The 25,979-nt window shown below is 58.7% G+C and carries 22 protein-coding genes; 14 read left to right on the top strand and 8 right to left on the bottom strand.

Annotated features, from left to right (window positions below; translation table 11 throughout):
• Positions 1-38 precede the first annotated feature (38 nt).
• The 3 genes from NAT49_RS04355 to NAT49_RS04345 all read left to right on the top strand — a co-directional run bounded on the left by NAT49_RS04355 (position 39) and on the right by NAT49_RS04345 (position 3,713).
• A complete protein-coding gene (locus NAT49_RS04355) occupies positions 39-368 on the top strand; it encodes a hypothetical protein (protein WP_251590789.1) in 330 nt (109 codons plus the stop codon).
• Positions 365-2,485, top strand: coding sequence for a DUF748 domain-containing protein (locus NAT49_RS04350; RefSeq protein ID WP_251590787.1), 2,121 nt, complete (start codon positions 365-367; stop codon positions 2,483-2,485). The genes NAT49_RS04355 and NAT49_RS04350 overlap by 4 nt, the downstream gene beginning before the upstream one ends.
• A gap of 658 nt (positions 2,486-3,143) precedes the next feature.
• Complete coding sequence (locus tag NAT49_RS04345) at positions 3,144-3,713, top strand: TetR/AcrR family transcriptional regulator (RefSeq protein WP_251590785.1); 570 nt, start codon at positions 3,144-3,146, stop codon at positions 3,711-3,713.
• A gap of 32 nt (positions 3,714-3,745) precedes the next feature.
• On the opposite strand, the gene NAT49_RS04340 is transcribed toward NAT49_RS04345, so the two are convergent.
• On the bottom strand, positions 3,746-4,189 hold the full coding sequence (locus tag NAT49_RS04340) for a hypothetical protein (protein WP_251590783.1): 444 nt from the start codon (positions 4,187-4,189) through the stop codon (positions 3,746-3,748).
• A 119-nt stretch (positions 4,190-4,308) separates the two neighbouring features.
• On the opposite strand from NAT49_RS04340, the gene NAT49_RS04335 reads away from it, so the two are divergent.
• From NAT49_RS04335 to NAT49_RS04325, 3 genes are all read left to right on the top strand, one after another.
• Positions 4,309-4,755 carry a copper resistance protein NlpE N-terminal domain-containing protein gene (locus tag NAT49_RS04335; protein WP_251590782.1) on the top strand — a complete coding sequence of 149 codons (447 nt, stop codon included), beginning with the start codon at positions 4,309-4,311 and terminating at the stop codon, positions 4,753-4,755.
• A gap of 94 nt (positions 4,756-4,849) precedes the next feature.
• Complete coding sequence (locus tag NAT49_RS04330; RefSeq protein ID WP_251590780.1) at positions 4,850-5,071, top strand: hypothetical protein; 222 nt, start codon at positions 4,850-4,852, stop codon at positions 5,069-5,071.
• Positions 5,072-5,311: 240 nt separating this feature from the next.
• Positions 5,312-6,781: an efflux transporter outer membrane subunit gene (locus NAT49_RS04325; RefSeq protein WP_251590773.1), complete on the top strand. Its 1,470-nt coding sequence runs from the start codon at positions 5,312-5,314 to the stop codon at positions 6,779-6,781.
• Between the two features lie 69 nt (positions 6,782-6,850).
• On the opposite strand, the gene NAT49_RS04320 is transcribed toward NAT49_RS04325, so the two are convergent.
• Positions 6,851-8,332, bottom strand: coding sequence for a peptidoglycan DD-metalloendopeptidase family protein (locus NAT49_RS04320; protein ID WP_251590771.1), 1,482 nt, complete (start codon positions 8,330-8,332; stop codon positions 6,851-6,853).
• 399 nt (positions 8,333-8,731) lie between these two features.
• Between NAT49_RS04320 and NAT49_RS04315 the strand changes: the two genes are divergently transcribed.
• Positions 8,732-9,640, top strand: a complete 909-nt coding sequence (locus tag NAT49_RS04315; RefSeq protein ID WP_251590769.1) for a LysR family transcriptional regulator — start codon at positions 8,732-8,734, stop codon at positions 9,638-9,640.
• A 14-nt stretch (positions 9,641-9,654) separates the two neighbouring features.
• A complete protein-coding gene (locus NAT49_RS04310) occupies positions 9,655-10,653 on the top strand; it encodes a glutathione S-transferase family protein (protein WP_251590768.1) in 999 nt (332 codons plus the stop codon).
• On the opposite strand, the gene NAT49_RS04305 is transcribed toward NAT49_RS04310, so the two are convergent.
• On the bottom strand, positions 10,643-11,104 hold the full coding sequence (locus NAT49_RS04305; protein ID WP_251590766.1) for a YaiI/YqxD family protein: 462 nt from the start codon (positions 11,102-11,104) through the stop codon (positions 10,643-10,645). The two genes, NAT49_RS04310 and NAT49_RS04305, sit on opposite strands and share 11 nt — an antisense overlap.
• Positions 11,105-11,471: 367 nt before the next feature.
• Here NAT49_RS04305 and NAT49_RS04300 point away from each other — a divergent pair, with 367 nt between their 5' ends.
• The 5 genes from NAT49_RS04300 to NAT49_RS04280 all read left to right on the top strand — a co-directional run bounded on the left by NAT49_RS04300 (position 11,472) and on the right by NAT49_RS04280 (position 16,334).
• Positions 11,472-13,190 carry a DEAD/DEAH box helicase gene (locus tag NAT49_RS04300; protein ID WP_251590764.1) on the top strand — a complete coding sequence of 573 codons (1,719 nt, stop codon included), beginning with the start codon at positions 11,472-11,474 and terminating at the stop codon, positions 13,188-13,190.
• A 319-nt stretch (positions 13,191-13,509) separates the two neighbouring features.
• Positions 13,510-14,238 (top strand): deoxyribonuclease V, encoded by a 729-nt coding sequence (gene nfi, locus NAT49_RS04295; RefSeq protein WP_251590758.1) that lies wholly within the window; start codon positions 13,510-13,512, stop codon positions 14,236-14,238.
• 36 nt (positions 14,239-14,274) lie between these two features.
• A complete protein-coding gene (locus NAT49_RS04290; RefSeq protein WP_251590756.1) occupies positions 14,275-15,339 on the top strand; it encodes a lactonase family protein in 1,065 nt (354 codons plus the stop codon).
• Positions 15,336-15,749 carry a PaaI family thioesterase gene (locus NAT49_RS04285; protein WP_251590753.1) on the top strand — a complete coding sequence of 138 codons (414 nt, stop codon included), beginning with the start codon at positions 15,336-15,338 and terminating at the stop codon, positions 15,747-15,749. The genes NAT49_RS04290 and NAT49_RS04285 overlap by 4 nt, the downstream gene beginning before the upstream one ends.
• A gap of 33 nt (positions 15,750-15,782) precedes the next feature.
• Positions 15,783-16,334: a hypothetical protein gene (locus NAT49_RS04280; RefSeq protein ID WP_251590751.1), complete on the top strand. Its 552-nt coding sequence runs from the start codon at positions 15,783-15,785 to the stop codon at positions 16,332-16,334.
• Positions 16,335-16,395: 61 nt separating this feature from the next.
• Here NAT49_RS04280 and NAT49_RS04275 read toward each other — a convergent pair whose 3' ends face one another.
• The 5 genes from NAT49_RS04275 to NAT49_RS04255 all read right to left on the bottom strand — a co-directional run bounded on the left by NAT49_RS04275 (position 16,396) and on the right by NAT49_RS04255 (position 23,988).
• The gene (locus NAT49_RS04275; protein WP_251590749.1) at positions 16,396-19,668 is read right to left on the bottom strand and encodes an AAA family ATPase; all 3,273 of its coding nucleotides are present in this window, start codon (positions 19,666-19,668) and stop codon (positions 16,396-16,398) included.
• On the bottom strand, positions 19,665-20,879 hold the full coding sequence (locus NAT49_RS04270; RefSeq protein ID WP_251590747.1) for an exonuclease SbcCD subunit D C-terminal domain-containing protein: 1,215 nt from the start codon (positions 20,877-20,879) through the stop codon (positions 19,665-19,667). The genes NAT49_RS04275 and NAT49_RS04270 overlap by 4 nt, the downstream gene beginning before the upstream one ends.
• 85 nt (positions 20,880-20,964) lie before the next feature.
• A complete protein-coding gene (gene fabI / locus NAT49_RS04265) occupies positions 20,965-21,768 on the bottom strand; it encodes an enoyl-ACP reductase FabI (protein ID WP_251590745.1) in 804 nt (267 codons plus the stop codon).
• Between the two features lie 46 nt (positions 21,769-21,814).
• The gene (locus NAT49_RS04260) at positions 21,815-23,020 is read right to left on the bottom strand and encodes an acetate/propionate family kinase (protein WP_251590743.1); all 1,206 of its coding nucleotides are present in this window, start codon (positions 23,018-23,020) and stop codon (positions 21,815-21,817) included.
• Complete coding sequence (locus NAT49_RS04255) at positions 23,017-23,988, bottom strand: phosphate acetyltransferase (RefSeq protein ID WP_251590741.1); 972 nt, start codon at positions 23,986-23,988, stop codon at positions 23,017-23,019. The genes NAT49_RS04260 and NAT49_RS04255 overlap by 4 nt, the downstream gene beginning before the upstream one ends.
• Positions 23,989-24,323: 335 nt before the next feature.
• On the opposite strand from NAT49_RS04255, the gene NAT49_RS04250 reads away from it, so the two are divergent.
• A complete protein-coding gene (locus NAT49_RS04250; protein ID WP_251590739.1) occupies positions 24,324-25,952 on the top strand; it encodes an OpgD/OpgG family glucan biosynthesis protein in 1,629 nt (542 codons plus the stop codon).
• Positions 25,953-25,979: the final 27 nt, after the last annotated feature.

The following is a 25,979-nucleotide window of genomic DNA, read 5'->3' as shown; positions in this document are numbered from 1 at the left end:
CGCTGAAGGCTTATTTCGGGGGCGTGAAGAGCGAGTATATGGCTGAAACAAACGGTGGGGTGGCACGCGATGAATTTGATCGGCAACTGACCGAGGCTGAGCCGCCTGCGCACTGGCCGGCGGTGGTCAGGGCGCTCTTTTTCGTCGAACAAGGCGATTGGCAGCGAGCGCACGACATCGTTGAACATGCCGATTCACGATTGATCCGTTGGGTACACGCGCATTTACATCGGTGGGAGGGCGATCATGGAAATGCGGCCTATTGGTATCGCCGGGCCGACCGACCGGTATCGTCGGTGTCGCTCGACGATGAACGCGCCTTGTTACGTGATACGGTTTTGCCAGTAGCCGGTGGGTCGCCGCGATGACCGACCGTAATACTAACGCTCACGCCGCCAAACAGTGGGGACGACGCCTGGCTCCCTGGCTTTTGGGCGGCGTTGTCGTCGCTGGCGGTTACTTCCTGGCCATGCAGTACGCCCAGTCAAGTATCGAGGCAAGGCTTTCGACCATGACCGAGCGCAAGGTCACGCTTGAGCGCGTGTGGTTCAACCCGCTGACAGCCACGCTGACGCTGAACTCGCTACACATTCCCGGAAGCGATGCCGACCGCCGCCCGGTCATCGCGGCCGAGGTGGCGACCTTCAATCTCACCTACGCCTCCCTTTGGAACGATGGCTTTCACATCGAGCGGGTCGATCTTGAGGCGCCGCAGCTCGAGCTTGAAACGAAGCCCTCGGGGGCGCTCAACCTGAGTACGCTGTTCGCCCACGGTGAGCGTGGTGGTGAGGCGTCTTCCTTCCAGGTGGACGTCTTGAACGTGGATAACGGCCAGCTGGCGTGGACCTTTCCCACGCCGGCCGGACCGAGCCGAGTGGCGCTCGATTCAGTATCGATCACGGCGAAGGGGTTCAACAGTGCCCGCAAGCAACCGTTCGACCTGCAGGGAGCGGGGCGTCTTGAAAGTGGCACGCTTGCCGGGCACGGCAAGATGGGCTTCATGCCATGGTCGACGTCACTGTGGCTCGATTTCGATCAAATACCGGCCAATGCCTACCAGACGGCAATGAGTTACATGACCGGCGCCACCGTTACCCAGGGGACGTTGAACGGGGAACTTCATCTGATCGACGGTGAAAAGGGGTTATCGCTCGCGGGAGACTTATCACTGGCCTCAGCGGTACTGGTCGATGACGCACAGGCGCCGCTCGTGAAAGCCAAGTCGGTACGGCTGTCAGGACTCGAATTCGATCAATCGACCAGCAAAATGTCAGCGGATTCGCTGGTGCTGGACGCGCCGTGGATTCTTGCGGAGATCACACCCCAGTCCTCGTTCAATCTGAGTGCGTTGATGCCTTCCGCGCGTAAAACGGCAAGCGATCACGACCAGAAGCGCGACGGCGCCGCAGAGGGTGAACAGGTCAACACAGAGCAGGTAAAGAACGAGCAGGCAAGCAATGAGCAGGAGCAAAAGCAAAACCGCGAGGGCGGTATTCGATTGAAGACGCTTCGCTGGGAAGACGGCACCATTGAACTGAAAGACCGCCATCTGAAGGAGCCGTTCGAGGTCACGCTCGATCAGTTGCATGGTCAGCTAAATGACATCGACAGCCGTGATGCCAAGCCGTTGTCTGTCGAGATGACCGGGCAGGTCAGTTCATCGTCACCGCTTTCGCTCAAGGGCGAGCTGGCTTTGTTCGACGCGCCGCGCTCGGGCAAGGTCGAGCTTTCGATCAAGTCAATGCCTGTGGCCGAGTTCGCGCCTTATGTTCGAGAGTTTGGCGGGTACGAAGTAAAGCAGGGCCAAGTCAGTGCAACGATGCACTATCGGCTCGACGGCGAGACCATACGGTCTTCCAATACAATTTACTTCAATGATCTGGCGCTTGGGCAACCGGTCGGCAAACCACCCTCGTTTCCCATCAAGACGGCCATTGCACTGCTTGAAGATGACCAGGGTCGGCTGACGCTGAGCGTACCGTTCACCTTGAGTGCCAATGAGGCCTCGGTAGATATAAGTGCGCTGGTCTGGCAGGCGCTGAGAAAGGCCTTTGCCGATGTGCTGACGTCACCTTTCGATGCGTTGTCAGCACTGGTGTCGGACTCAAGCTCGGCCAAGGCGTCCGGCCGTGGCCCAACCTCGCTGTACCAAGCCATCGGCCATTCGACGGTTGAACAGAACGGGCGCACGATCAAGATTCGGTTCGGGCATCAGGAGTATCGATTGAATGAGGCCAAGGCCGATCGATTGACCCATTGGGCGCGCGGGCTTGCCAAGCGCTCGAAGCTTGCAGTGAGGTTGACGCCTGGTGTCAGTCGGGGTGAACGGTCATCACTTGATGATCGACAAGTACGCGCGTTGCTTGATGACCGGCGCGCTACGCTTAAGGCACTTTTGAGCGACGCCGGTGTGAAGTCGTACCAGATAAAAGAGCGGGATGGCGGTGCGAGTCAGCTTACAACGCTTGAGCTGATCTCTCGCTGATAGAACGAGGCAGGGCGCTCGTCGTCCGCAATGGTTTCAGCAGACTCTGAGCGAACAGGCTCGCAGCATGGTGAGGATGGGGTCTGGCCGTCGGCCTTGGCCGCAATGCGTGCCGCTGCCTGACGATTCAACTGCTCCGTATGATCGCGAAGTTTGCGACATTTGTAGCTGCGCCAGAACGATAGGATCAATGTAAACATAATAAATGAATTCCGTACTCGTCAGTTCGAATGACTTCGATGGTAAAAGTGTTAGTAACTTGGTTTATCATCTAGTTCTTTTTTATTAGATTTTTTAGATCAAGTACTAGTATTTTAATCGATATACGGCGCCCTTTAAAACCGGAAAACACAGCACATAATAGAGCTTATCGGCGTAAGTGATCGAGGTTGTCTACTTAACTGACTGATAAGGATGTGAATTTTTGTGGGTTTAAATTACGTGATGAGTCGTTTGAATTGGAATCCATATGTCGCCTACGGTAAGCAAACGCGGGGCGATATAAGTAAACTTGCGATTATGTAAGACAATGCTGCCACGCGTCCCCTCAAAAGCCACTATGCTTAATTTCAAAGCCATGGACGGCGCATTTCCGATTCATCTGAGCGCCATATCGGGTTACGGAAAGCGTATTACGCGAAAGCGAGGGCAATGACTCATGAGCAGTAAGCGTCAACAGCTGATCGAGACAGCATTTACGGAGTTCTATCGCGATGGCATCCATGCCGTTGGCATCAATCAGATTCTTACGGCCTCGGGAATTGCCAAGAAAACCCTGTATACCCACTTCGACAGCAAGGAGAACCTGGTGCTCGATGTGGTCGATTACTGGGATAACACCTTCGTGGACTGGTTGGCCAAGCGGTTGGCCATCGCGGACACTCCGACCGAGTTAAGTGACGCCCTGTTCGATGCGCTGGATGATTGGCAGGCTAATAAAGAATCAACGTTTCCCGAGTATCGTGGCTGTTTTTTCGTCAATACCGCCGCAGAATACAGCGATCCCAACCATCCCACTCATGTTCGCTGCGCTCAGCACAAGCGGCGAGTTCGAGCTCTTCTTGATTTCTATTTAAACGAGATGGACGTTGCTCAATCAGACAGAAGTCAGTGGTGTGATACGCTTTGTCTCTTAAAGGAAGGCGTCATATCTCAAACGCACATTGAGCGCGACAGCGGAGCTCCTGCACGCGCAAAGACGCTTGCCAATACATTTTTGAACGCTTGAGCCAGTGCAGGAGTGTGAGCGCTTTTATCCAGTCAGCTCTTGGCCTTTTGAGCCAGTAGATCATTGTCGGCGGGAGAAAATTTAAAGAGCCCGGTTTTTGCGTCGTTTTCGCTGGTACCCAAGGGCGCACCTGCCGACTCCGGATGCGACGGGTCGGTTATCCGTGCATGGCAGACGACCGACAACGGCTTGTCTGATTGGCCAAGGCCTGTGCGAACTGCTTGGCTCATCAGTGAGTAGCAGATTCCATCGCTGTAGGCCTCGATCTCTTCAGCATTGAAGTTATAGTCCCCGTCGAACCAGACCGTGGCTTCGATGGTGTTGTCCGCGAGACGGTCCAGTTGGTAGCGGGTGGCAAGGTCATTTTTATCGACGAAACTGTTCAGGGCGTCATGGACGCCGGCAGCAGATGGGGTGGCGGCGCTGGCGCAGACGCTTGTGGTCAGAAGAAGTAATGTGGCAAGAAATTGACGCATGAGAACCTCTTTAAATGGCGGATTTTATTGTAGGTGAACTCGTTAAAAGCTTTTCTTTGAGACTTTTCGGTTTCACGACTATGTTGGAGGAACACTTCCCGAATATGGAGATTTAGGGTATGTCCAACAAGCGCAGCATGTTTGGTCTTGCAGGAATTATGGGTGTTTCACTTTTGGCTGGGTGTGCAAGCGGTGGCCTCGAGGAAAACTCACCCTACGATCAGGTAGAAGGCAATTATGCCGGTGTTCTACCCTGTGCTGACTGCTCGGGTATCAAAACGCGTTTGATGATCGATAATGAAAACGACGTTTCTGGCAAGTTCACCATGAAAAGCACCTACCTTGGTAAGTCACAAGGTAACGAGCCAATGATCACCAAGGGGCAGGTCATGGTCCTTAATGACGCCGGCCCGAACCAGTATCCGGTAGTCTATCAGTTGACCGGACAGGATGGGACGACGGTCTACAATCTGCTGCCACTGAGTAACGGCAACCTCCAGATCCTGAGCCGCGATTACACCAAGATTCAATCCAACATGGATCTGACCTTGAAGCGCGTCGATTGATTCCTTTACCGGCCAGCTAAGGCTGGCCGGTAATCGCCTTGCGGGCTAAACTCACGCCGACGTTCGCGACGAGTTATTTTTAAAAGGAGCCCCCATGAACGACCTTTCCGAAGAAATGCGAATGCCGTCTCCCTGCCCTGAATGTGGCAGTCATCGTGTCCGGCTTTCTCAGGTGCACAATCCGGAAGACAAGGTATTCTGCTCCTCATGCAATACCCAGCGCGGGCTTTACAGCGATTTGAAGCGTGAATTGATTGAGTCGCCGAAGAGCACCAAGGAAGCATTGATCGAAGAAGCCGCCAACAAGAAGAGTTGACCGGACCGATTCCCTAAAAAAACCACTCACGGAGTGGTTTTTTTTATGGGTGGCCGTGAGGCGAGGTATCAGGAAACTAAACACTGAAGTTAAAAAGTTAGCACGCTTTGTATTGGCGTTGACCCAACGTCTTACGTATCATGCACGTCACTTGAATCTGGTGGGGAATCACGTGTGAGTCAAACATTGCCTGGTGCAGGAAAACGCCTGAAGTGGGGCGCTACGAGCGTGGCGTTCTCTATGGCTGCGCTGTTGGCTGGCTGCGCCAATTATGCGGGTATCGAGTCTCACAGCGATATTCGAAGTGTCGACCGCGTTCATTCGGAAAAAACACTGGCAAAGGTGCCGTTGTCCAAGGCCGCATGGCCTGAGACGAAGTGGTGGCGCGCGTTCGATGACCCCATGCTGGACGCCTTGATCAAGCAGGCATTGGATAACAGCCCCGACCTGGAGATTGCCCGGGCGCGCCTTCGAAAGGCCAACGCCGAGGCTGGAATTGCAAATGCCGAGCGGCTGCCAACGCTCGATGGCAATGCCAATGTAACGCGCACACGGGTGTCTGAGGTCGATGATCCTACAGGCGTTGGCGGGTTTTACAGCACGACGCGCGGCATGCTTTTGAACTTCAGTTACGATGTCGATCTATGGGGGGGCAACAAGGCTGCCTGGGAAGCCGCGCTTGGCCAGGCGAGGGCGCAGAACATCGATTATCGGGCAACGCTTCTATCGCTTTCGACCAACGTGGCTCAAGCCTATATCAAGCTTCAGGATGCCTATACGCTCAGACAGATTGCCAGGGCGAACCTGAAGCGCACCCAACGCATTGCCGACATTAACCAGGAACTGTCGCGGGGCGGCCTTCAAAACGAGGCGCCGCAGCTGCAGGCACGTTCGAGCGTATCAAGCGCTCGACAATCGCTTGCCAGTGCCGATCAGCAGCTTCAAAGCGCCAAGCTTTCATTGGCGCAGCTCATAGGTAAAGGGCCTGACGGTGCTTTTGCGCTGTCAGAACCCAAGGCCCTTACAGAGCTTCCGCTTGTGTTGCCTGGTCATCTGCCGGCAGAGCTTCTGGGCCGTCGGCCTGACATTGTTGCCGCGCGCTGGCGCGTCGAGGCTGCATCAAAGAACGTGAAAGCCGCCAAGACCAAGTTTTTTCCCAATATCAACTTGAGTGCCATGGCGGGGTTCAAGTCCTATCTGGGCGATTACATGTTCAGTGAGTCTGCCAAGGCGGGCAGCGTAAGCCCGGCGATTTCATTGCCGATTTTCGAGGGTGGCAAACTTCGAGCCAATCTCGAGAGCACGCTGGCCGACTATGACATGGCGGTCGGTCGTTATAATCAGACCCTGCTGTCGGCTTTGAATCAGGTAGCCGACGCGGTCAATGCCGTATCGTCCTATCGAGCGCAGCTTGAAGCGGCGCGTCAAGCCAAGGACGCTGCAGAGAAGGCCTTTACGCTTTCAAAAGAGCGCTACCAAGCCGGTATCGCCGATTATCTGCAAGTGCTTTCGACCGAGCAGCAGCTTCTTAGTGCCGAGCGGACTCTTGCTACAGTGACCTCACAGCAGCAGCAGGCCTCGATCAAGCTGATTCAGTCATTGGGCGGTGGCTTTGCGGGGGATAGCGAGCATCTGGAGCACGACGAGGGATTGATTTCTGCGCCCGACGTACCGAAACGTCTGACCGGCGATGCGTCGACAACCCGATGAGTCATGTGAATTCGCACAAAAAAGCCCTCCTAATGAGGGCTTTTTTGTGCGAGCAGAACGGCTGATGAATCAGCTTTCGTTATCGCTTTCTTTACGCGTTCGCTTGGCAACGGCTTTTGAGTTGTCGGCGTTATCCAGCTTGGTCAAAAGCGTCTGGCTGCGTTTCTTGAAACTGGCCAGCTCACTGCCCTTGAGGTGGGTGCCGCCCGGCAACTTGACCCGCATCGGGTTGACGCGGTGGTTGTTGACGATGACCTCATAATGCAGGTGAGGGCCGGTGGTTCGTCCGCTGTTACCTGAGTAGGCGATTTTCTGACCCATATTTACGCGTTGGCCCGGTCGTACCAGAGAGCGCGACAGGTGAAGATAACGTGTCTTGTAGCCATTGTCGTGGGTGATGACGACATAGAGCCCGGCCAGTGCGTGATTGACGACCTTGGTGACGCGTCCGGCGCCAGCTGCCTCGATCGGAGTGCCGACCTTCATGGCGAAGTCAGTGCCGTAGTGCGGGCTGATTCGACCGGTTACTGGATGGTGGCGGCGCAGGTTGAACGGTGAACTTACGCGGTGATGACCGTTGAACGGATAGCGCTCGAACGACGGGTCAAGGCTCTTGCCGGCCGGTGTGTAATAGGTGTCGTCATGACGAACGATCGACAGGTCGAGCCGTTTTCCTTCATAACGAGCCGCAAGAATTCGTGAGGCCAGCGGGCGGCCGTCAATCATTTCCGACTCGACCAGCACCTGGAACCGGTCACCCTGGCGCGTATCCTTTCGGAAGTTGATTTTTTTGCCGAGTGCTTTCGTAAGCTCCGAGACTTCAGCGGAGGAAAGACCGGTTGCAAGTGCCGATGCGCCAAAGCTGCCCTCGACCGTCCCCGCGAACATGCGTTGCGTGGCCTGAGTGGCCTGCGTAACGTTTGAAAGCGTAAAGTCTTGATCTGCGTCGCTTCGGTCGAGCAGATACCCTTCACGGGCGTTTTTCATCACTTTTAACGCGATCAGATTACCGGCCCGGTCAAGCTTGTAATAAAGGTCGTGTCCGACTCTCAGTCGCGTCAGTACTTTCTTGTCGGGCAGAGTGTTCAATATCTTGATGACATCGCCGTACCCGAGGCCGAAGTTCCGCTCTGCCATGATGGTAAAGCTGTCACCGGGTTGAACGGTGTAGCTTTGCCATTCGGGAACGTATTGTTCCGTGGCGGCAATTTCGCCCTCGAGCGTCGATGTGTCTTCTTCCAGGTCAAACGGTTCGGCGAAGCTACTATCAGAGGGAAGAATTTTTTGCGCGGCGTCGGTTTGCAGACTAAGTGCAAATTCGAGTGCCGAGGTGGAAATGTCTGAACGAACCGGCTCGCTGAACAGTGGCACGCTCATAGGCAGGGGCGTAACCATTTGAGGTGCAGGAGAAGAGGGCTGGTTTGGATGTTCGGTGGCAGCAAGCTCGATGGGCTGTACGTCAATGGTTGATTCGGTATCTGAATGCTCGAGCCCGGCGACCAGGGTATGCGTGCCAAGCACGGTGACAACGGTGACTGCCGGTAACAGCAATAATTTGTGTGCTCGGGGTAGCGAACGCAGTATTCGCAGCATAGGGTGAGGCCCGTGTAAATAAAGGTGAACAGTATACGACCACGTATGACGATCAGGCTGGCCTACCTTATCCCATGGCTCGATTTATGAAAAGTTAGAAAAAGAAACAAGCGTAGGCTCTTAAAATGCTTTAAAGACAGTATTTTTGCGGTAAAGATCTTGAAATTCCCTATTGGGCTCGACCGTTTCGGCGATGAACGATGTATGATTTATACGGTGTCGCTGACCTGTTTGGAGCGTTGTCCAAACAGTGGGATGGGCTTTCGGTCAGGGCAGCGGCGCTATCCTAGACTGATCAATTCCGCTACCGAAGCCAGTAAATGCTCATTTACGCTTCTGGCATCTCGAGGTTGTGTCATGTCCAAAATCACGCTTGCTCAGTGGCAGATGTTGGCCGCTGTGGTTGATCACGGTGGGTTTGCCAAGGCAGCCGAAGCCATCCATAAAAGCCCTTCCACTATCAATCATGCGGTACATAAGCTGGAAGCTCAGCTTGGAGTGACCCTTTTGAACATCGAAGGACGCCATGTGCGCCTGAGCGAAGCGGGAAGCCTGCTCTTGCGTCGGGCACGCCAGTTACTCGAAGGGGCCGATGCGCTCGAGAACGTTGCCGGAAGTCTTGCAGAGGGGCTCGAGCCTGAAGTGAGCATTGCCGTCGATCAGATTTATCCCACCGACGCGCTTTCCGATGCGCTCGACCGCTTTTCGAAACAGTTTCCTCATACGCGCATTCAGCTGTACGAAACCGTATTGAGAGGAGGAATCGAGCGGCTCGAGCGTGGCGAGGTTGATCTATTGATCAGCGGCCTGGAGCCGGTGGGGTTTTTGGGGGAGTTGTTGACGCAGGTGCGCTTCATTGCGGTCGCCCACGAGTCTCATCCGCTTCATCAAGTGCGTCGAGAACTCGACCTACGTGACCTTCATCAGTACCGACAGATCGTGGTACGAGATTCAGCGCGGTCAACCAGTGTTGATTCCGGCTGGCTCAAGGCCGAGCAGCGCTGGACGGTCTGTCACGTAAGCACTGCGCTCGACATGCTTTCAAAGGGGCTGGGGTTTTGCTGGGTGTCGGAAACCAGACTGAATCAAGGGCCGGTCCATGCGCAGCTCAAGCCCTTGCCGCTCAAGGCCGGCCGGATTCGTGAAGTCCCCATACGACTTTACTATCGTGACATGGACAGTGCAGGGCCGGCCACAAGCGCGTTGGCCATGTGCCTTAAAGAGGCAGTCAAGGCCGAGTGCGATTCGGCGCGCCCCATTTATTAAAGGAGTGAATTGGCATGGGACTTTTAGTCGACGGTCAATGGAAAGACCGGTGGTATGACACAGAGAGCACCGGCGGAGAGTTTGTGCGTGAGCAGTCTCAGTGCCGGCAATGGGTCGTGGGCGATGGCATGATTCCTCCCAATGATCGAAAGGTGCGGCCGGCGGAGGCCAACCGATACCACCTTTATGTGTCTCTTGCATGTCCATGGGCGCATCGGATTTTGATCATGCACCGGCTGAAAGGCCTTGAAGATTTGATTGGCGTTTCCGTGACCAGCCCCTACATGGGTGAGAATGGTTGGAGCTATGATCAAACCCAGGGCAGTACGGGCGATGCCATCAATGGGGTCGATTTTCATCGCGAGCTTTATATCAAGTCCGACCCCAATTACACCGGCAGAGTGACGGTGCCGGTGCTTTGGGACAAAAAGGCGGGCGACATCGTCAATAACGAATCCGCCGAGCTGATGCGGATTCTGAACGACGCGTTCGATCAACTGACCGGCAACTCGCTTAACCTTTATCCGCCGGGGCTTCAAGCGCAGATCGATGACGCCAATGAACAGGTGTATGACACCGTGAACAACGGGGTCTACAAGGCAGGCTTCGCGACAGAGCAGTCCGTGTATGAAAAGCATGTTTCGGCTCTATTCAAGACCCTGGATGATCTGGAAACCCGGCTTGATCGCCAGCGCTATCTTGTCGGGGCCTATCTGACCGAGGCCGATATTCGCCTGTTTACCACGTTGATTCGGTTCGATGCGGTCTATCACGGGCACTTCAAGTGCAATATCCGCCGGATCGAGGATTACCCGAATCTATCGAACTACCTGCGTGAGCTTTATCAGTGGCCTGGAATCGCCGACACCGTCGATTTCGATCATATCAAGCGCCACTATTACCAAAGTCATCCGACCGTCAATCCGAATGGCATCGTGCCGCTTGGGCCTGCACTTGAGCTCACGCGTGAGCATGACCGTGCCCGGTTGCCGGGCAAGGGCATCATGCAGTAGAGGTGCGCCAGTGTGTCAGGACCTTGTCGAAGGCATTGGCGAAGTCGCGTACATCGGCGGCGGACATTCCAGACGGGCCGCCGGTGTGCTCGCCGCTTGCCCTGAGGGTTTCCATGAAATCGCGCATGTTGAGCCGCGCCTTGATGTTGTTGGTCGTCAGAGCTTCGCCACGTGAGGTCATGACCTGAGCGCCCTTGGCGATTACGGCATCGGCAAGAGGCAGGTCGGAGGTTACCACCAGATCATGTTGCTCGGCCCGCTCGATGATCACGTTGTCTGCGGCATCGGCGCCTCCCGGAACGCTGATCATTGTCAAACAGTGCCGCTTGGGAAGGGGCAGGGCGTGATTGGCGACGAAGTAGGCGTGATAGCCGGTGCGCTCGGCGCCGCGTACGACGATGTCGCGGATGGCCTTGGGGCAGGCGTCGGCATCAATCCAGATGTAAGGCAATGGGGGCTCTCCAAATCAGGCGGGCTGGACGCGGTCTGTCCGTTCGTTAAATAAAGTAGGCAACTAACCTTTGGTATGATACAGTAGCTGTTCCTCGCATGTGTAGTAAGACCCTACCATCCTAGTTGATACGCCCCCTCTTTACTGTCTGAGCAATCGGGGACGTTTCTCCGACAGCGTTAAGGCGCAAGCCGCTGCCTTGCACAGATGGAAAGGCGCAGATGTTCTGCGCTGGTCGCCACACGTTGCGTACACACAGGCAAGCCCTGTACTTGATCGTGCGACCGTGGTGTCTGGGGCCGACTGCCCTTGTGCACTGCACTAAATTTCTCCGCCGGCCGGATGCGTCGGCTCATTAAGGTGTGACATGACCTCGACTTCCAATGCCTCGCTGACATTCAGCGACATGGCGTTACTGCCTGCTGTTCTCGAAGCCCTCGATTCCATCGGTTACCAACAGCCTTCCCCGATTCAGTCTCAGACCATCCCGTCTGTGCTTGAAGGCCGTGACGTACTGGGACAGGCTCAGACCGGTACAGGCAAAACGGCCGCGTTCGCGCTGCCGATTCTTTCACGCATCGATGTCAATCGGCGTGAGCCTCAGGTGCTCGTTCTGGCACCGACACGCGAGCTTGCGCAGCAGGTTGCCGTCAATTTCTCATTGTACGGCCAGAACATGAAAGGCTTGAAGGTTCAGGCGCTCTGCGGTGGTCAGGACTACCGCGATCAGCTCCGTGGCCTTAAAAACGGTGCCCAGGTCATCGTCGGTACGCCGGGTCGTGTTATCGATCACCTGGATCGGAAGTCGTTGAGCCTTGAAGGCCTCAACGCACTGGTTCTTGATGAAGCCGACGAAATGCTTCGCATGGGCTTCATCGACGATGTCGAGCGTGTCGTCAAGGACACGCCAAAGGACGCACAGCGCGTGTTCTTCTCGGCAACGCTTCCTCATGAAATCGAAAAGATCGTCAACCGTTATCTGGTTGATCCGGTCAAGGTTCAGATCGAATCCAAGGCAGCCACGACCACCATCGAACAGCGCGTTTGTCGCATCGACGGTCCGGCCAAGCTTGAAGCGCTGTCGCGCATTCTTGAAGTCGAGCCGGTCGACGCCGCCATCGTCTTCGTTCGTACTCGTGCGGCGTGTACGACGCTGGTCGAGCAGCTTCTGAGCCGCGGCGTGTCTGCCGCTGCGCTGTCAGGTGACCTGGATCAGAGCCTTCGTGAGCGCACCGTGACTCGCCTCAAGCGAGGCAAGGTCGACGTGCTTGTCGCTACCGACGTCGCTGCCCGCGGGCTTGACGTGCCACGCATCACGCACGTGTTCAACTACGATCTTCCGCACGATAGCGAGTCCTATATTCACCGCATAGGTCGTACCGGCCGTGCCGGGCGTGACGGCATCGCCATCAGCTTTGCCGGCGTTCGCGAAAGCCGCAAGGTTCGCGTGCTCGAGCAGGCGACCGGTCAGGCCATCGCGAATATGGAACTGCCCGATGAGTCGGCGATCCGCGCTCACCGTGCCAAGCGATTCAAGACCCGTGTTGAAGCGACGCTTGATAAAGGCTTCGAGCAACAGCGCGAGCTGGTCGAGTCTCTGATCGCCGAGGGTGTCGATCCGGTCGAGCTGGCCTGCGCCATGGCGTCTATCGCGCGTTCCGATGAATCACCGATTCATGCACTGCCCAAGCAGAGCAAGGACCGTGGCAACGAGCGCCGCGGCCGTGACGGTGGTCGTGATGAGAAACCGCGTCGTCGTCGCGAAGCGGGTGGCGCCGGTGGTAACCGTCGTCCTGATGAAGGTATGACGCGTTATCGTGTGTCGGTCGGTCACAAGGACGGCATCAAGCCCGGCCAGCTCGTTGGCGCACTTGCCAATGAAGGCGGTATCGAAGGCGCACGTATCGGGCGCATCGACATTCGCCAGTCGCACAGCACCGTCGAGCTGCCCCAAGGGCTCCCGAGTTCGATTCTGGCCAAGATGGGCCGGGCGCGTGTCGGCGGTCGGACGCTTGAAATCAGCGAAGACAGTGGCGACAAGCCTCAGCGTCGTCGCAACGACCAGGAACGTCAGTACGCGTCCTGATCGCTGAAGGTATGATCGAAACGCCCCGGCATTGTCCGGGGCGTTTTTGTATCTGGCCTTCAAGGCTTGAATCGCCGGTTGCCGGCTTGCACGCTGCGCTGGCTGAATTACGCTTGAGCGTGCGTTTTTCTATATGAGGAACATGCAAGGCCCAGGGCGACCGCTGTTCCAAATCCGGGAAAATCTGGCGCGTATGTACGGGCGGCGTTGCCCGGATGGCCTTGCGTCAGAGAAAACGCGCTACTTGAAACAAGGTTTTGAGTGGTTCTTGAAAGGGAGGCTTCGGCCTCCTTTTTAATAGGTTATTACGCGCTTTTGGATGTTCGAACTTATGGCTCATTTTCTGTTACCCAATACTCCCTTGCATGAATGGGCGCTTGACCCCCGGGACGCTGTTGCGTTGCAAAAGCGTCTGGCGTCTCGGGTCAGCCAGACGGACGATTTGCCGGAGACCGTCACGCTGGTGGCGGGCATTGACGTCGGCTTTGAAGAGGGCGGCGACATCACCCGAGCCGCGATCGTTGTAATGTCTGTCCCCGAGTTTTCGATTGTCGAACACAGGATTGCGCGCATTCCAACGCAGATGCCATACGTGCCGGGGTTACTGTCCTTTCGAGAGCTGCCGGCCGTGCTCGAGGCGATCAGCATGCTCGAGCGTACGCCGGATTTGTTCATGGTGGACGGGCAGGGCATCGCTCACCCGCGCCGAATGGGCATTGCCACGCACCTCGGGCTCTGGCTTGAGCGGCCGACCATCGGCGTCGGCAAATCCAGGCTGTGTGGGCAGCACGAGGCAGTGCCGGATCACAAGGGCGGCTGGACTGAACTTCACCATCGCGGTGAGTGCATCGGGGCGGTGCTTCGAACGCGTGAGCGCGTCAAGCCGCTTTATATTTCCCCGGGCCATCGTATTTCGCTCGAGACCTCGATCAAGTGGGTCATGGGGTGTCTGACGCGCTACAAGCTTCCTGAGCCCACGCGACAGGCCGATAAGCTGGCCTCCCGAAAGCCCGGGGCAACCGTGGCGCTCGAGCCGCACATCCTGTAAAACAGGCGCATGATTCATGAACGACAGGGAGGATCCATGCCGTCGCATTATCTACTAGGCGGTACGTATACGACCGGCGACAGCGAGGGCATCTACTGCTACCCGACCGATGCGGGTGTCACAGCACTCGGTGCGCCGTTACTCATTGAGGCCGACTGTCCGTCATTTCTTACGCTGAATGCCGAGCGTACCCGGATGTACGCGGTCAACGAAGTCCCCGGTCAAGACGGCAGCATCAGCGCGTTTGAGCTGGATGCAGACAGTGGGCAGGCCCGTCTTCTCGGTCAGGTCGAGGCCAGGGGCGAGGACCCCTGCCATATCATGCTGACACCGAACGAGCGCTTCGTGGTTGTTTCCAACTACTCGGGTGGCTCGATCGTGGTCTACGCCTTGACGAGCGAAGGCGCACTCGGTGACTGCGTTCAGCACGTTGTCTTCGACGGTGACGGCGCCCGGATCAACGCTGAGCGCCAGACCGGGCCGCATCTGCATTCGTGTGTGTTGAACGTGGACGGCGATGCACTGTACGCCTGTGATCTGGGCCGGGATCGGTTGTATCGCTTTGACTTCGACGAGACACGCGAACAGCCGCTTGGGGATCGAACGGAAATGATTGCGCCGCCCGGTTGCGGGCCACGTCATCTCAAGTTTCATCCGGGGGGGCGATTTGCGTATCTGGTGGGCGAGCTCGACGGCAGTGTCATCGGCTACCGCGTGGAAAATGATCGGCTCATTCAGTGCCAGATCGCATCGCTGGCGCCGAATGACGACTCGCTCGAACATGGGGCAGCCGAGCTTCAGTTTTCACCAGACGGGCAGTTTCTGTATGTATCGAACCGTGGCCAGTTCGACGAATTGATCTGCCTGCAGATCGATGCCGATGGCATGCTGAGCTGGAAGGCCACCACGCCTTCAGGCGGTCAATTGCCCAGACATTTCACGCTTGTACCCGACGGATCAGCAGCGTTGGTGGGTAACCAGCAAAGCGGCGAAATCACGCGAATCGAGCTGCATGACGATGGAAGTTTCGGCAATAGCGTATGCATCGGACGAAGCGATCAGATCGCCTATCTTCAGGCGTTTGAGGCTCGCGTGTCATGAGCGAGCATCTCTGGCAGATCGATGATCTTAAAACGCCGTATCTGCGCTTTCTTGGCGTCGACATCGAGCGCTTTGAGGCAGATGGCGTGAGCCTGTCGATTACAGTGGTCGAGCAGCACTGCAATCTTCAGGGCCGGGCTCATGGTGGCATGCTGGCCTCGCTATTGGATGCGGCCAGTGGTTACAGTGGTCTTATTACCGAGGAAGGTCATCAGATGCCGGCGGTGACTCTGTCATTGTCGATTCAGTACATGGCGCCAGCCAAATGCGGTGATACGCTTTACGCGCATGGCCGGGTAACCGGCGGCGGGCGGCGTGTCTTTTTCACGCATGCCGACATTATCGATTCAAACGGCGTTTGCCTTGCAAGCGCGACTGGGGTTTTCCGAAGGCCATCGGTTCGCCGATAAGGCCGCTAAATGCACGCATGAAGGCGCAAGAGAATGAATAAACGAAGCTTGGGTGAGGTGGTGTTCACGGTGGTGCTTTGGATCGTGATCGGTGCACTGGTTCAGTGGTTGATGCAGTCGCACTTTTCCGCGGTGATCACCGAGCCTACAGAAGATGCGACGTTGCCGCCGTTGGCAACCTACTGGAACGCGATGGGGCTTGTGGCACTCTTTTTCGGCGTGTTGGCGTTCTGGGCACGTGACATGATGCGTGAAAACCCGCTGACGAAGTCGCTCAAGGTGGTGGCGTCACGGCTATTGAGCACGACTTTCGATGTCGGCCTCTTTTCACTCGGCGGTGCGCTTTTTGCCGTCTACGGCCCGGGCCAGGCCATGCTGCCGATGTGGCAGTCCGTGTTCATGGGCGTCAATTTTTCTTTGTTCGCCATCATGCTGGTGGTGCTTGGCGTGATCTGGTTTCTGGTCAAGCATTCACGTCTGTCGCTGGTCAACATCACGGCGTTGGAATTCAAGCCGCTGCCGCGTGTCGGTATCTATGTTGCCTTGCTGCTGCTTTTGATTCTGACCGCCTGGTGGGCGTTGTAAGCACGCGTTGGTATAAAAAAAGCGCCGTCAGGCGCTTTTTTTATGGGCAATGTCCCACGGTTCATCGGCGAACGACCCGCACGTCGCTGATGCCCCCACCCAATGGCTGAACCTCGATCTGGTGAGGAATACGCTCGATCATATCGCGGACATGCGAGATCACGCCGATTTTTCTGCCTTGAGACTGAAGGGCGTCGAGCGCATCCATCACCAGGTTAAGTGACTGCGCATCGAGACTGCCAAAGCCCTCGTCGATGAACAGTGTATTGATGGTCAGTGCGCTTGAGGCCATCGACGAAAGGCCAAGCGCCAGCGCCAGTGATATCAAAAAGCTCTCACCGCCCGACAGCGAATGCACAGAGCGCTGCTCATCGGCCATCTCCTGATCGATCACCAGTAGCCCCAGGTCACTGCCGCCACGAACCAAGCGGTAGCGCCGGGCCAACTGGGTCAAATGCGCGTTGGCCTGCTCGATCAGTCGGTCCAGATTGTAGCCCTGGGCGATGCGCCGAAATTTTTTGCCATCGCTCGAACCGATCGCACTGCCCAGGCGCCCCCAGCGCCGATACTCCGAGCGGGCGGTCTCCAACTGCTTTTCGAGGGTGCGATAAATGTCGCGCCTGCGGTCATCCTCCCGTCGCCGGGCCTGAGTGTCATCGCGTTCGGCCAGTGCGCGTTCGAGCTCGGGGGCAAGGGCGGTAAGCGCGGCTTCGTCGCGCTCGAGCCGTTCATGGAGTGTCGCTGAAAGCGTTGCCTCGGGCAGTGCCGCGAGGGTGTCGTCAAGGTGAGCCTCGAACTGCGCCTTGACGGTCGCAAGCTCAGTTTCTGCGCGAAGGCGGGCATGAGTGGCCGCTTCGATGCGTGCGGTCAACGCCTCGAGCTCACCCTCATCGACCATCAGTAACTCATTTACCTGCTCTGTCGGGATGTCGGCGTGGGTCTGGTACCACCTCGCCATCTGATGCTCGGTCTCATCGAGCTGGGTGGCCAGTGCGCTCGCCTGCTCCAGCTGGTGACGGCATGCCTGAGTGTCGTGTCTGACGTGTTGCTCGGCGCGATGCACTTTTGCAAGCGCGTCGTCGAGCTGGGTTCTTAATGTGCTGGTTGTCTGCTCGAGCGCCTTACGCCACTGGCGCACGCTGTCCTGCCCTTGCAGTAGGTTATTCAAGATGCCTTGCGACGTATCGCAGGTCCGCTCGAGCTTCGCGCGTTCCCTGGCCTGGGTCGAGCGCTGGGTCTCGAGGCCATCGATCTGGCTGTCAATAACGGCCGCGCGCGTATCGAGCTCGCCGAGTCGGCGCTCGAGCGGGGCGCGGGCCTGCTCATCGGTCAGGATCTCGTTAAGTTCGGTGTGGGTCTGATGCGCCTGTGCTTCAATCTCGTCTAACCGATCACTCAGCCAAGCTTCAAGCGCCTCGGGTGTGCTCTGCTCAAAGCGCGCCAAAAACGGTGCTATATCGGTCCTGGCCTGATCGCGCGCAGCGCTTGCCCGGTCGTGTTCGGCTCGAGCCTGTTCATGGACCTGTCGAGCCAGTGTGACCTGAGCGAGCGCGCTGCTGGCCGCGCTTTCGGCCTCATGGGCCGCATGAGTGGCCTCATCGAGCTGGCGCTGCTCCTCCGCTTCCATCGCCTGAAGCTGAGCGGAGGCGATACGCTCAGGCGGCGCATGGCGGTAGGGGTGATCTTGGCCACCGCAGACGGGGCAAGGTGCGTCGTCTGAAAGCGTGGCCCGAAGCGCCTCGATGGCCGCATCGTCTCTTAGCGCGCGCTGGCGCTGAAGACGAGTCTGACAGTCGGCAAGCTGCTGGCGGGCGAATGTCTGGTGCCGGTCGGCCGCGTTTTTTTCGGTTTCCTGCGCCTCAAGAGCGCTGTATCGAGCGTTGAGTGTTGCCTCGGCCTCGGCGTGTGCGCCTATGGCCGCGCTGGCGTGTTTGACCTGCTCGAGAATGTGAGCCAGTTCGTCGCGGGTTTCCCTGAGCTCGGTCATGCGGGCGTGAAGCGTCTGTCGGTGGGCAAGCGGGTCATCGATGTCACGTGTTTGAAGACGTGCGCGCAGCGCATTCAGCCGGGCGTGAAGGGGGGCGCGCTCGTGTTCGTTCTCCGAGCGCTCCGCCTTGAGCGCTGACAGTGTTTGGGTGTTGTCGCGCTCGGCCTGAATGAGCGATGCAATGCGCTCGCGGTCGTAGGCGAGCTGACGTTCGATCTGATCGGCCTGTTCAAGATGAGGGGCCAGTGAGGCGCGGTGCTGTTCATGATGCTCCAGCTCACGCTGACGCTTTGCGTGCGCGCAGGTGGTGTCGTTGAGCGCCTTCTGGGCGGCTCGGCGCTCCGACCAGGCGTCGCTGATACGGGTTCTTGCCTGCTCGAGCGCCTTGGCGGTGGAAGCGCGCTGGTCAATGATCCGCCTAAGCGGTTCGACCGCTTCGAGCTGATGCTTTCGCCGACGACTGCCGTCGAGTGAACGGTCATGATCGCAGGCCGTGATGTAACGCGCTTTGCTGTCGGTCAAGGCGGTGTGCTCACGCATCAGGGCCTGCCAGCGCTCGCGCTGATGCGTGAGCGTTTGCTTGCGCTCGGTAAGCGTTTGCCAGTGTGTGGCCGCGGCGGATTCATGCGCGTCGATCTCGGCGCGCTCTGCCTCGGAGGCGGGCGGGGCGGAGGCCATGCTTTGCTCAAGCTGCGTCAGCGTTTGCTGCGCCGTGCGCGTGCGGTTGAACGCCTCGATGGCGATGCGGCTGTAGATGTCGGTGTCGGTCAAGCGCTCCAGCAGTTCGCTGCGCTGATTGTCATCGGCGGTCAGAAACGCGTTGAACTCGGACTGCGCCAGCAAGACCGCTCGGGTGAACTGTTCGAAACCCAAGCCGAGCCGGGTATGGATGGCGTTTTGAAATTCGCGCTTGTGTCGGGTGAGCACCGTCGCATCCGTGACGCGCATCAGGCTTTGATCGCTGGCCTGAAGGCGTCCGTCGGGTTTGTTACGCGCACGCCGCACGCTCCAGCGGGCGCGGTAGCGCTCACCGTCGAGTCCCTCGAAGTCGACCTCGGCAAAGCCCTCGGCGGCGCCTCGCCGAAGGAGCGCTCTCGGGTCGTTCAAGGCAAGGGCATCATCGGCCACGTCCGGCGTTCTGGCGCTTTGCTGTGTGGCTTGCTTGAGACGGGGCGTGGTGCCGAAAAGCGCCAGGCACAGGCCATCAAGCAGGGTGCTCTTGCCGGCCCCGGTCGGCCCTGTAATGGCAAAAAGGCCCGTGTCACCCAGCACGTCGCGGTCGAGCTCGATGCGGTGCGGCCCCTTGAGCGAGGCGAGGTTGTAAACGGTCAGTGTCAGTAGCTTCACAAGGCGGCCTCATCGTCGTGGACGGACTGAACCAGTGCTCGGAAATCGGTCAGCACGTCCTCCTCCGGTGGTGCGCCGTAGGCGCGTTCCCAGTGTGTGGTAAAGAGGGCCTCTGGCGTCAGATCCTCGAGCCTCGGAGCCGGAGCGGTATTCTTTTGGGCGTCACTGCGGTAGCGCGTCTGAATGGCTACCAGCCGATAGGGCTTGCCGGCTAAATGGGTATCGATGTCACCGCGAAGTGCCACGTGCGGTGCGTCTAGCTCGACGTGTACGTCAAGCCAGGGTGGCGGGCCGTCAACAGTGTCGGGCAGGGCGGCAAGCTCGGACAGCACCTCAGAAAGGGAGGCCGGTCCGATGCGGTGCAAACTGGTGTGATCCGGGATCGGCCGTGACCGGGTCTCGCGTAGCGTGCCCTGATCGATGTGGCCGATCACGACCTGACGTGGGTAGTGGCGCTCGGACATGTCGAGGGCGATCGGCGAGCCGCTATAGCGCATCGCCACGTTGGCATTGACGCGTTGAGGCTTGTGCAGATGCCCAAGGGCCACGTAGGCAAGAAACTCAGGGTAGAGCGCCGCGGAAATCGATTCTTCGCCGCCGAGCACGATTGGGCGCTCGGAATGTTCCGACACTGCTGCCCCACGGACATGGGCATGACCCATGGCGATCACGGCCTCACCCGGTTGGGCAGCCTGTTCTGCGTGGTCGAATACGGTCTGGTGCGCGTGCGCCATCCCGGCCTGATAGTCCGAGAGCCCGCGGCCGGTCACATCCGAGGGCCTTAAAAACGGCAGCGCGACGCAGAGCGCTTCACGCTCGCCGTCTGCGTTGGTCAGCGGCACCAGAAGCCGGTTCACGTCCTCCGGGTCGAGCGAATGAAGCTGGCCAAGCGCATGCGTGTTGAGCCCGGCGAGCAGCGGCGCGGGCAGTTCGATGCGGGCGGCACTGTCGTGGTTGCCGCCGATCATCACGACCTCCATCGAGGGACGCTGGGTGTGAGCGCGCGTGATGAAATCGAACAGCAATCGCTGGGCCTCGATCGAGGGATTGACGACGTCGAAGATGTCGCCGGCAATCAAGAGCGCGTCGATTTCTTCCTCGTCGATGATATCCAAAAGCCAGTCCAGGAAGGCACGGTGTTCGGCCTGGCGGTCGTGGCCGTGAAAGTTCTGGCCGAGGTGCCAGTCGGCGGTGTGCAAGAAGGTCAGCATGAACGGCGTCCTGAATTCGGCCCGAAAAAAAGCGGGCCCTCATGGTACCCGCCTTGTCGATCATTACGAAGTGGCGTTGGCGCTTTCAGGACACCAGGTGCACGCCGCCATCCACGTAGAGGGCGTCGCCGGTCAACATGCGCGCGGCGTCGGTGGCCAGATACGCCATGGTCATGCCGACGTCATCGACATCGGCCATCTCCCGGCTCGGCGAGCGGTTCGAGGCTTCCTGAAGCAGGCTGTCGAAGTGCGACAACCCCGAGGCCGCCCGGGTCGGCATTGGCCCTGGTGAAAGTGCGTGCACCCGAATACCCTTGGGGCCGAGTTCGGCGGCCATGGAGCGCGTGGCCGCCTCGAGCGCGGCCTTGACCGGGCCCATCACGTGATAGCCTTCGACCACCTGCTGGCTGCCATGGTAGGTCATGGTAAACAGTGATCCGCCGTCATGCATCAGGGGTTCGGCGCGCTTGCAAAGCGCGATGAACGAGTAGCATGACAGCGCCATGGCGTCGAGAAAGCCCGCTTCCGAGCAGTCGACCAGCCGGCCGCGGAGGTCATCGAGCGGCGCGTAGGCGACCGAATGCACCACGAAATCGAGCTGTCCCCAGCTCGCTTCCAGAGTTTCGAACACGTGATCGATCTGGCCGTCGATGCGCAGATCGAGCGGCAGCAGGTGCTCGGCTTCGACCTCCTCGGCAAGCGGCGCGACATGGGGCCTGGCCTTTTCGTTGAGGTAGGTGATGGCAAGGCGCGCGCCGAGCGCGTGACAGGCGCGTGCACAGCCCCAGGCAATGGAATGGTCGTTGGCAATGCCCACGATCAATCCGCGCTTGCCCTCAAGCGTCATGGCGCCGGAAAGCTCCTTGAACGAGCGGGCGTTGATGGTCATGGCGGCGGTCTCCTTGGTGGCGGATGTCATGAGTGGTTGGGTGAGATCATGAGTGGCTGGGTGATGTCATGAGCGTTTGGGTGTGTCGGGCGATCATCCAGGCCTCGTCGGTGGCCATCACCCGGATCTCTGCGCGGCTTGTTCTTTGATGAATGCACTCGGCGTGCGTGGCGTTGGCCGTGTCGTCGAGCGCGAGGCCGAGCCACTCGAGATGAGCGACCACCGCCTTGCGCACATACGCACTGTGCTCACCAATGCCTGCGGTGAACACGAGTCCATCGAGCCCGCCGAGGGTGGTGGCCATTTCGACCACACCCTGAGCGATGCGCCAGGCAAAGTAGGCAAGCGCGGCTTCAGCGCGTTCGTCGGTGGCTGCGAGCGATTCCAGTTCGCTGACCTCGGCGTGGCCTCCGGAAAGCGCCTTGAGCCCGCAGTCGTGGTAGAGCAGGTGCTCGATCGCCTCCGGACTCATGCGCTTTTCACGCATCAGATAGAGCACGATGCCGGCGTCGAGCCGGCCCGGACGCGTGCCCATCGGCAGGCCATCAAGCGCGGTAAAGCCCATGGTGGTATCGACACTTTGGCCATTTTGCAGCGCGCACAGTGAGGCGCCGGCGCCGAGATGCGCGACCACCACCCGGCCGCTGGCAAGAGCGGGGGCGCGAATTTTGAGCGTGCGGGCGATGTAGTCGTAGGAGAGCCCGTGAAAGCCATAGCGGTGCACGCCCTCGTCGTCGAGCCAGGCCGGAATCGGCAGGCGCCGGACCTGTGCGCTCTGGCCATGATGAAACGCGGTGTCGAAACACGCGACCTGCAGAAGCTCCGGTCGACGCCGCGCAATCGAGCGCATCGGGGCCAGATTGGCCCCTTGATGCAGTGGCGCCAGTGGCGTCAGTCGGGCAAGACGCTCGATCACCGCATCGGTCACGACCGTGGGCTGGTTAAAGGCGTCGCCGCCATGAACCACCCGATGGCCGACAGCGTGGATGTGCCCGCTGATAAGCGGAGTCAGTTCCCGAGCCAGAAGCGTCTGGGCGTCCTCGGGGTTTTGACTCTGGGCGACGGGCGGGAGGGCATCGAGTAGATGCGTGCCGTCTCGGTCCGTGATCACAAGGCGAGGGTGGGCCGAGCCGATGCCGGTGAATGCTCCCTTGATGCAAAGGCCAAGCTCCGGATCCTCGGCATTAAAGCCTGCCACCTTGAGGCTCGAAGACCCTGCGTTGAGCGTCAGTATCAACGAGTCGGCGATCATGTAAGCCCTCCCGGTAACGCGCGTGTTTGAAGATGATGCGCGTAGAGGCTTGCCGCGGCGCAGGAGGCCAGGCGCGTCTTGTGGCTGTCGGCGCGGCTGGTGAGGATAATGGGCACGCGCGCACCAAGCACGAGGCCGGCGGCGTCGGCCCCGGCAAGGAAGGTCAGGTTCTTGGCCAGCATATTGCCGGCTTCCAGATCCGGGACGACCAGAATCTGCGCGCGGCCGGCGACCGGGGAATCAAGGTGCTTGAGGCGAGCGGCGTCGGCGTTGATCGCGTTATCCAGCGCCAGTGGGCCATCGAGCAGGCCACCCTCGATCTGGTGGCGCTCGGCCATCTTGCACAGTGCGGCGGCGTCCAGCGTACTTGGAATCTTTGGGGTGACGGTTTCGACCGCGGACAGCAGCGCCACGCGCGGCGTCCCAAGCGACAGGCCCAGGTGCAGATCGATGGCGTTTTGTACGATGTCGGCGCGGGTGAGCAGGTCCGGGGCAATGTTGATCGCGGCATCGGTGATGAACAGAGGCTCGGGGTAACTGGGCACGTCCATCAAAAAGACATGGCTGAGCCGGCGCTCGGTTCTCAAATGCACCGTAGGTGCAAGCACCGCGTGCATCAACTCATCGGTATGAAGGCTGCCTTTCATTAAAAGCTGTGCCTGACCCTCACTGACAAGCGCGACGGCTCGCTCTGCCGCGGCGTGACTGTGGGGCACATCAATGCAGTCAATGTGCTCGAGCGAGGCATCCAGTGCCCGCGCGGTGTCATGGAGCTTGGCCATCGGTCCGATTAGAATCGGCTCGATCAGCCCCTGTCGGGCAGCGTCGAGCACACCGGACAGCGAGGCCGTATCGCAGGGATGGGCTACCGCGCATCGAAGCGGCGCCCGTGCTTGCGCAGCGTCGATCAGGCGCTGATAGTGAGCGTGGGGGGCACGGCGAGAGACGAAGGGTAAACCATCGGACATCGGTGGGTCTCCTTTGAACGGGGAAACACGGTTGGGCAGACCTGTTGCCAGCGCGCTTGCTCATGGGTCGAAGCGATGTCTTGACCTGATGGCCTTGAATGGTGCGCCGCAATATTAGAGTAGCTTGAAATTGGTAACGTGTGGGGTGCCCAGTGTCGAGCAGTGTCACATGCGCGCCGATCCATAACGCAGATCAACAAAAAATTACGCAAAAGCGGCGTTCTTTCAGGAACCGGCAGTGTCACTGCGCGTCAGTATCGAACATCATAGGCGCGACTATAGTCGAGCATTCATCGTGGCAGAACTTCACTGAGACGGTTTATAAGGAAACAAGAATGGAGAGACGGACACTCATCAAGGCGTCCATGGCGCTGGCCTCATTGGGTCTTCCGGGCTGGCCGGCATTTGCCGCGACCAACGCCGGGGCAACCAGCACCGATAGCGAAGGCAAGCCGTTTGACTTCAACTGGCTGCAAAACCACGCCCGCGGGCTTTCGAAAAAGCCCTATCAGGACACGACGCAGAAAGTGCCCGAACAGCTGGCAAAACTGCGTCCGCTCGATTATCAGCGCATTACCTATCGGCCGTCCAAGGCGCTTTGGGCTGAAGACCCAAATGCCGATGTCCGATTGCAGTTCTTCCACATCGGCATGCATTTCAATCAGCCGGTCCGTATGCACACCATCGACCGCGATACCCGCAAGGCGCGCGAAATCCACTTCAGCCCGGAACTGTTCGATTACGAAGGGGTGGGGATCGACCCCAAAAGCCTGGAAGGCAACGATTTGGGCTTTGCCGGGTTCCGTGTGACCAAGAAACCGCGCTGGGCCGATAATCAGGACATCGTGTCGTTTCTGGGCGCGAGCTATTTCCGCGCCATCGACAAGAACAACCAGTACGGCCTGTCGGCCCGTGGCCTTGCCATCAACACCGCGGCCAATGGCAAGGAGGAAGAGTTTCCTGCCTTCACTCAGTTCTGGTTCGTGCACCCGGCGCCGGGCGAGACCCGGTTCATCACCTATGCCTTGCTGGATTCACCCAGCGCCACCGGGGCGTACCGTTTCGACATCGACTGTCAGGAAGAGCGGGTGGTCATGGGGGTTCAGAAGTACATCTACCCCCGTAAATCGATCGACCGGCTCGGCATCGCGCCCATGACGAGCATGTATCTGATGGGCCCGAGCCAGGCGCAGCGTCGCGACACGATCCACCCCCAGATTCACGACTCGGACCGTTTGTCGATGTGGCGGGGCAACGGCGAGTGGGTCTGTCGGCCGCTCTACAACCCGCAAAACATTCAGTACAACGCTTTCGCCGATGAAAACCCCAAGGGGTTCGGCCTGCTTCAGACCGATCACGACTTTGAAAGCTATATGGATGATCAGGCCTGGTACAGCCGCCGTCCGAGCCTCTGGATCGAGCCGACCAGTGCCTGGGGGAAAGGGGCGATCAATCTGATCGAGCTGCCGACCGTGGGAGAAGACGTCGACAACATCGTGGCGTTCTGGGTGCCGGAAAAACCGGTACAGCCGAATGAGTCCCTATCGTTTGCCTATACGCTTTACTGGAGCCCGATGCCGCCGGTGGCGCCGACACTTGCGCGGGTCGACAAGACCTATACCGGTATGGGCAATGTGCTTGAGGGCTGGATTCCGGGTGATCATTCGCCCAAGGAATATGCCCGCCGATTTGCGGTGAACTTCAAGGGGGGCGATTTAATGTCACTTCCCGAAGACGCCGAGCTCAAGCCGGTGGTCGAGGCTTCTCACGGCAAGGTCGATCTCGAGCAGGTATTCCGCTTTGATGAGGCCGACGCCTACCGCGCCATTTTCGACTGGACGCCTGAAAGCGACAGCACCGAGCCGGTCACGCTTCGCATGTACCTGGCGAAAGACGGCAAGGCCATGAGCGAAACCTGGCTGTATCAGTGGGTCCCACCCAAGCCTGATCAGCGCTTTTACTGAGTGAGATAGGCCTTTTGGTGCGCATCC

It is taken from the genome of Larsenimonas suaedae (assembly GCF_023712105.1).
In the GTDB taxonomy this organism is placed as follows: Bacteria; Pseudomonadota; Gammaproteobacteria; order Pseudomonadales; family Halomonadaceae; genus Larsenimonas; species Larsenimonas suaedae.
Note: the sequence above shows the minus strand (reverse complement) of the source record. Positions and strands in the feature narration are given on the sequence as shown.

Excerpts from the sequence above, each read along its gene's own strand:
- NAT49_RS04355 (WP_251590789.1), top strand. The coding sequence starts at position 39 with ATGGCTGAAACAAACGGTGGGGTGGCACGCGATGAATTTGATCGGCAA.
- NAT49_RS04350 (WP_251590787.1), top strand. The coding sequence starts at position 365 with ATGACCGACCGTAATACTAACGCTCACGCCGCCAAACAGTGGGGACGA.
- NAT49_RS04345 (WP_251590785.1), top strand. The coding sequence starts at position 3,144 with ATGAGCAGTAAGCGTCAACAGCTGATCGAGACAGCATTTACGGAGTTC.
- NAT49_RS04340 (WP_251590783.1), bottom strand. The coding sequence starts at position 4,189 with ATGCGTCAATTTCTTGCCACATTACTTCTTCTGACCACAAGCGTCTGC.
- NAT49_RS04335 (WP_251590782.1), top strand. The coding sequence starts at position 4,309 with ATGTCCAACAAGCGCAGCATGTTTGGTCTTGCAGGAATTATGGGTGTT.
- NAT49_RS04330 (WP_251590780.1), top strand. The coding sequence starts at position 4,850 with ATGAACGACCTTTCCGAAGAAATGCGAATGCCGTCTCCCTGCCCTGAA.
- NAT49_RS04325 (WP_251590773.1), top strand. The coding sequence starts at position 5,312 with ATGGCTGCGCTGTTGGCTGGCTGCGCCAATTATGCGGGTATCGAGTCT.
- NAT49_RS04315 (WP_251590769.1), top strand. The coding sequence starts at position 8,732 with ATGTCCAAAATCACGCTTGCTCAGTGGCAGATGTTGGCCGCTGTGGTT.
- NAT49_RS04310 (WP_251590768.1), top strand. The coding sequence starts at position 9,655 with ATGGGACTTTTAGTCGACGGTCAATGGAAAGACCGGTGGTATGACACA.
- NAT49_RS04300 (WP_251590764.1), top strand. The coding sequence starts at position 11,472 with ATGACCTCGACTTCCAATGCCTCGCTGACATTCAGCGACATGGCGTTA.
- nfi (WP_251590758.1), top strand. The coding sequence starts at position 13,510 with ATGTTCGAACTTATGGCTCATTTTCTGTTACCCAATACTCCCTTGCAT.
- NAT49_RS04290 (WP_251590756.1), top strand. The coding sequence starts at position 14,275 with ATGCCGTCGCATTATCTACTAGGCGGTACGTATACGACCGGCGACAGC.
- NAT49_RS04285 (WP_251590753.1), top strand. The coding sequence starts at position 15,336 with ATGAGCGAGCATCTCTGGCAGATCGATGATCTTAAAACGCCGTATCTG.
- NAT49_RS04280 (WP_251590751.1), top strand. The coding sequence starts at position 15,783 with ATGAATAAACGAAGCTTGGGTGAGGTGGTGTTCACGGTGGTGCTTTGG.
- NAT49_RS04270 (WP_251590747.1), bottom strand. The coding sequence starts at position 20,879 with ATGCTGACCTTCTTGCACACCGCCGACTGGCACCTCGGCCAGAACTTT.
- fabI (WP_251590745.1), bottom strand. The coding sequence starts at position 21,768 with ATGACCATCAACGCCCGCTCGTTCAAGGAGCTTTCCGGCGCCATGACG.
- NAT49_RS04260 (WP_251590743.1), bottom strand. The coding sequence starts at position 23,020 with ATGATCGCCGACTCGTTGATACTGACGCTCAACGCAGGGTCTTCGAGC.
- NAT49_RS04255 (WP_251590741.1), bottom strand. The coding sequence starts at position 23,988 with ATGTCCGATGGTTTACCCTTCGTCTCTCGCCGTGCCCCCCACGCTCAC.
- NAT49_RS04250 (WP_251590739.1), top strand. The coding sequence starts at position 24,324 with ATGGAGAGACGGACACTCATCAAGGCGTCCATGGCGCTGGCCTCATTG.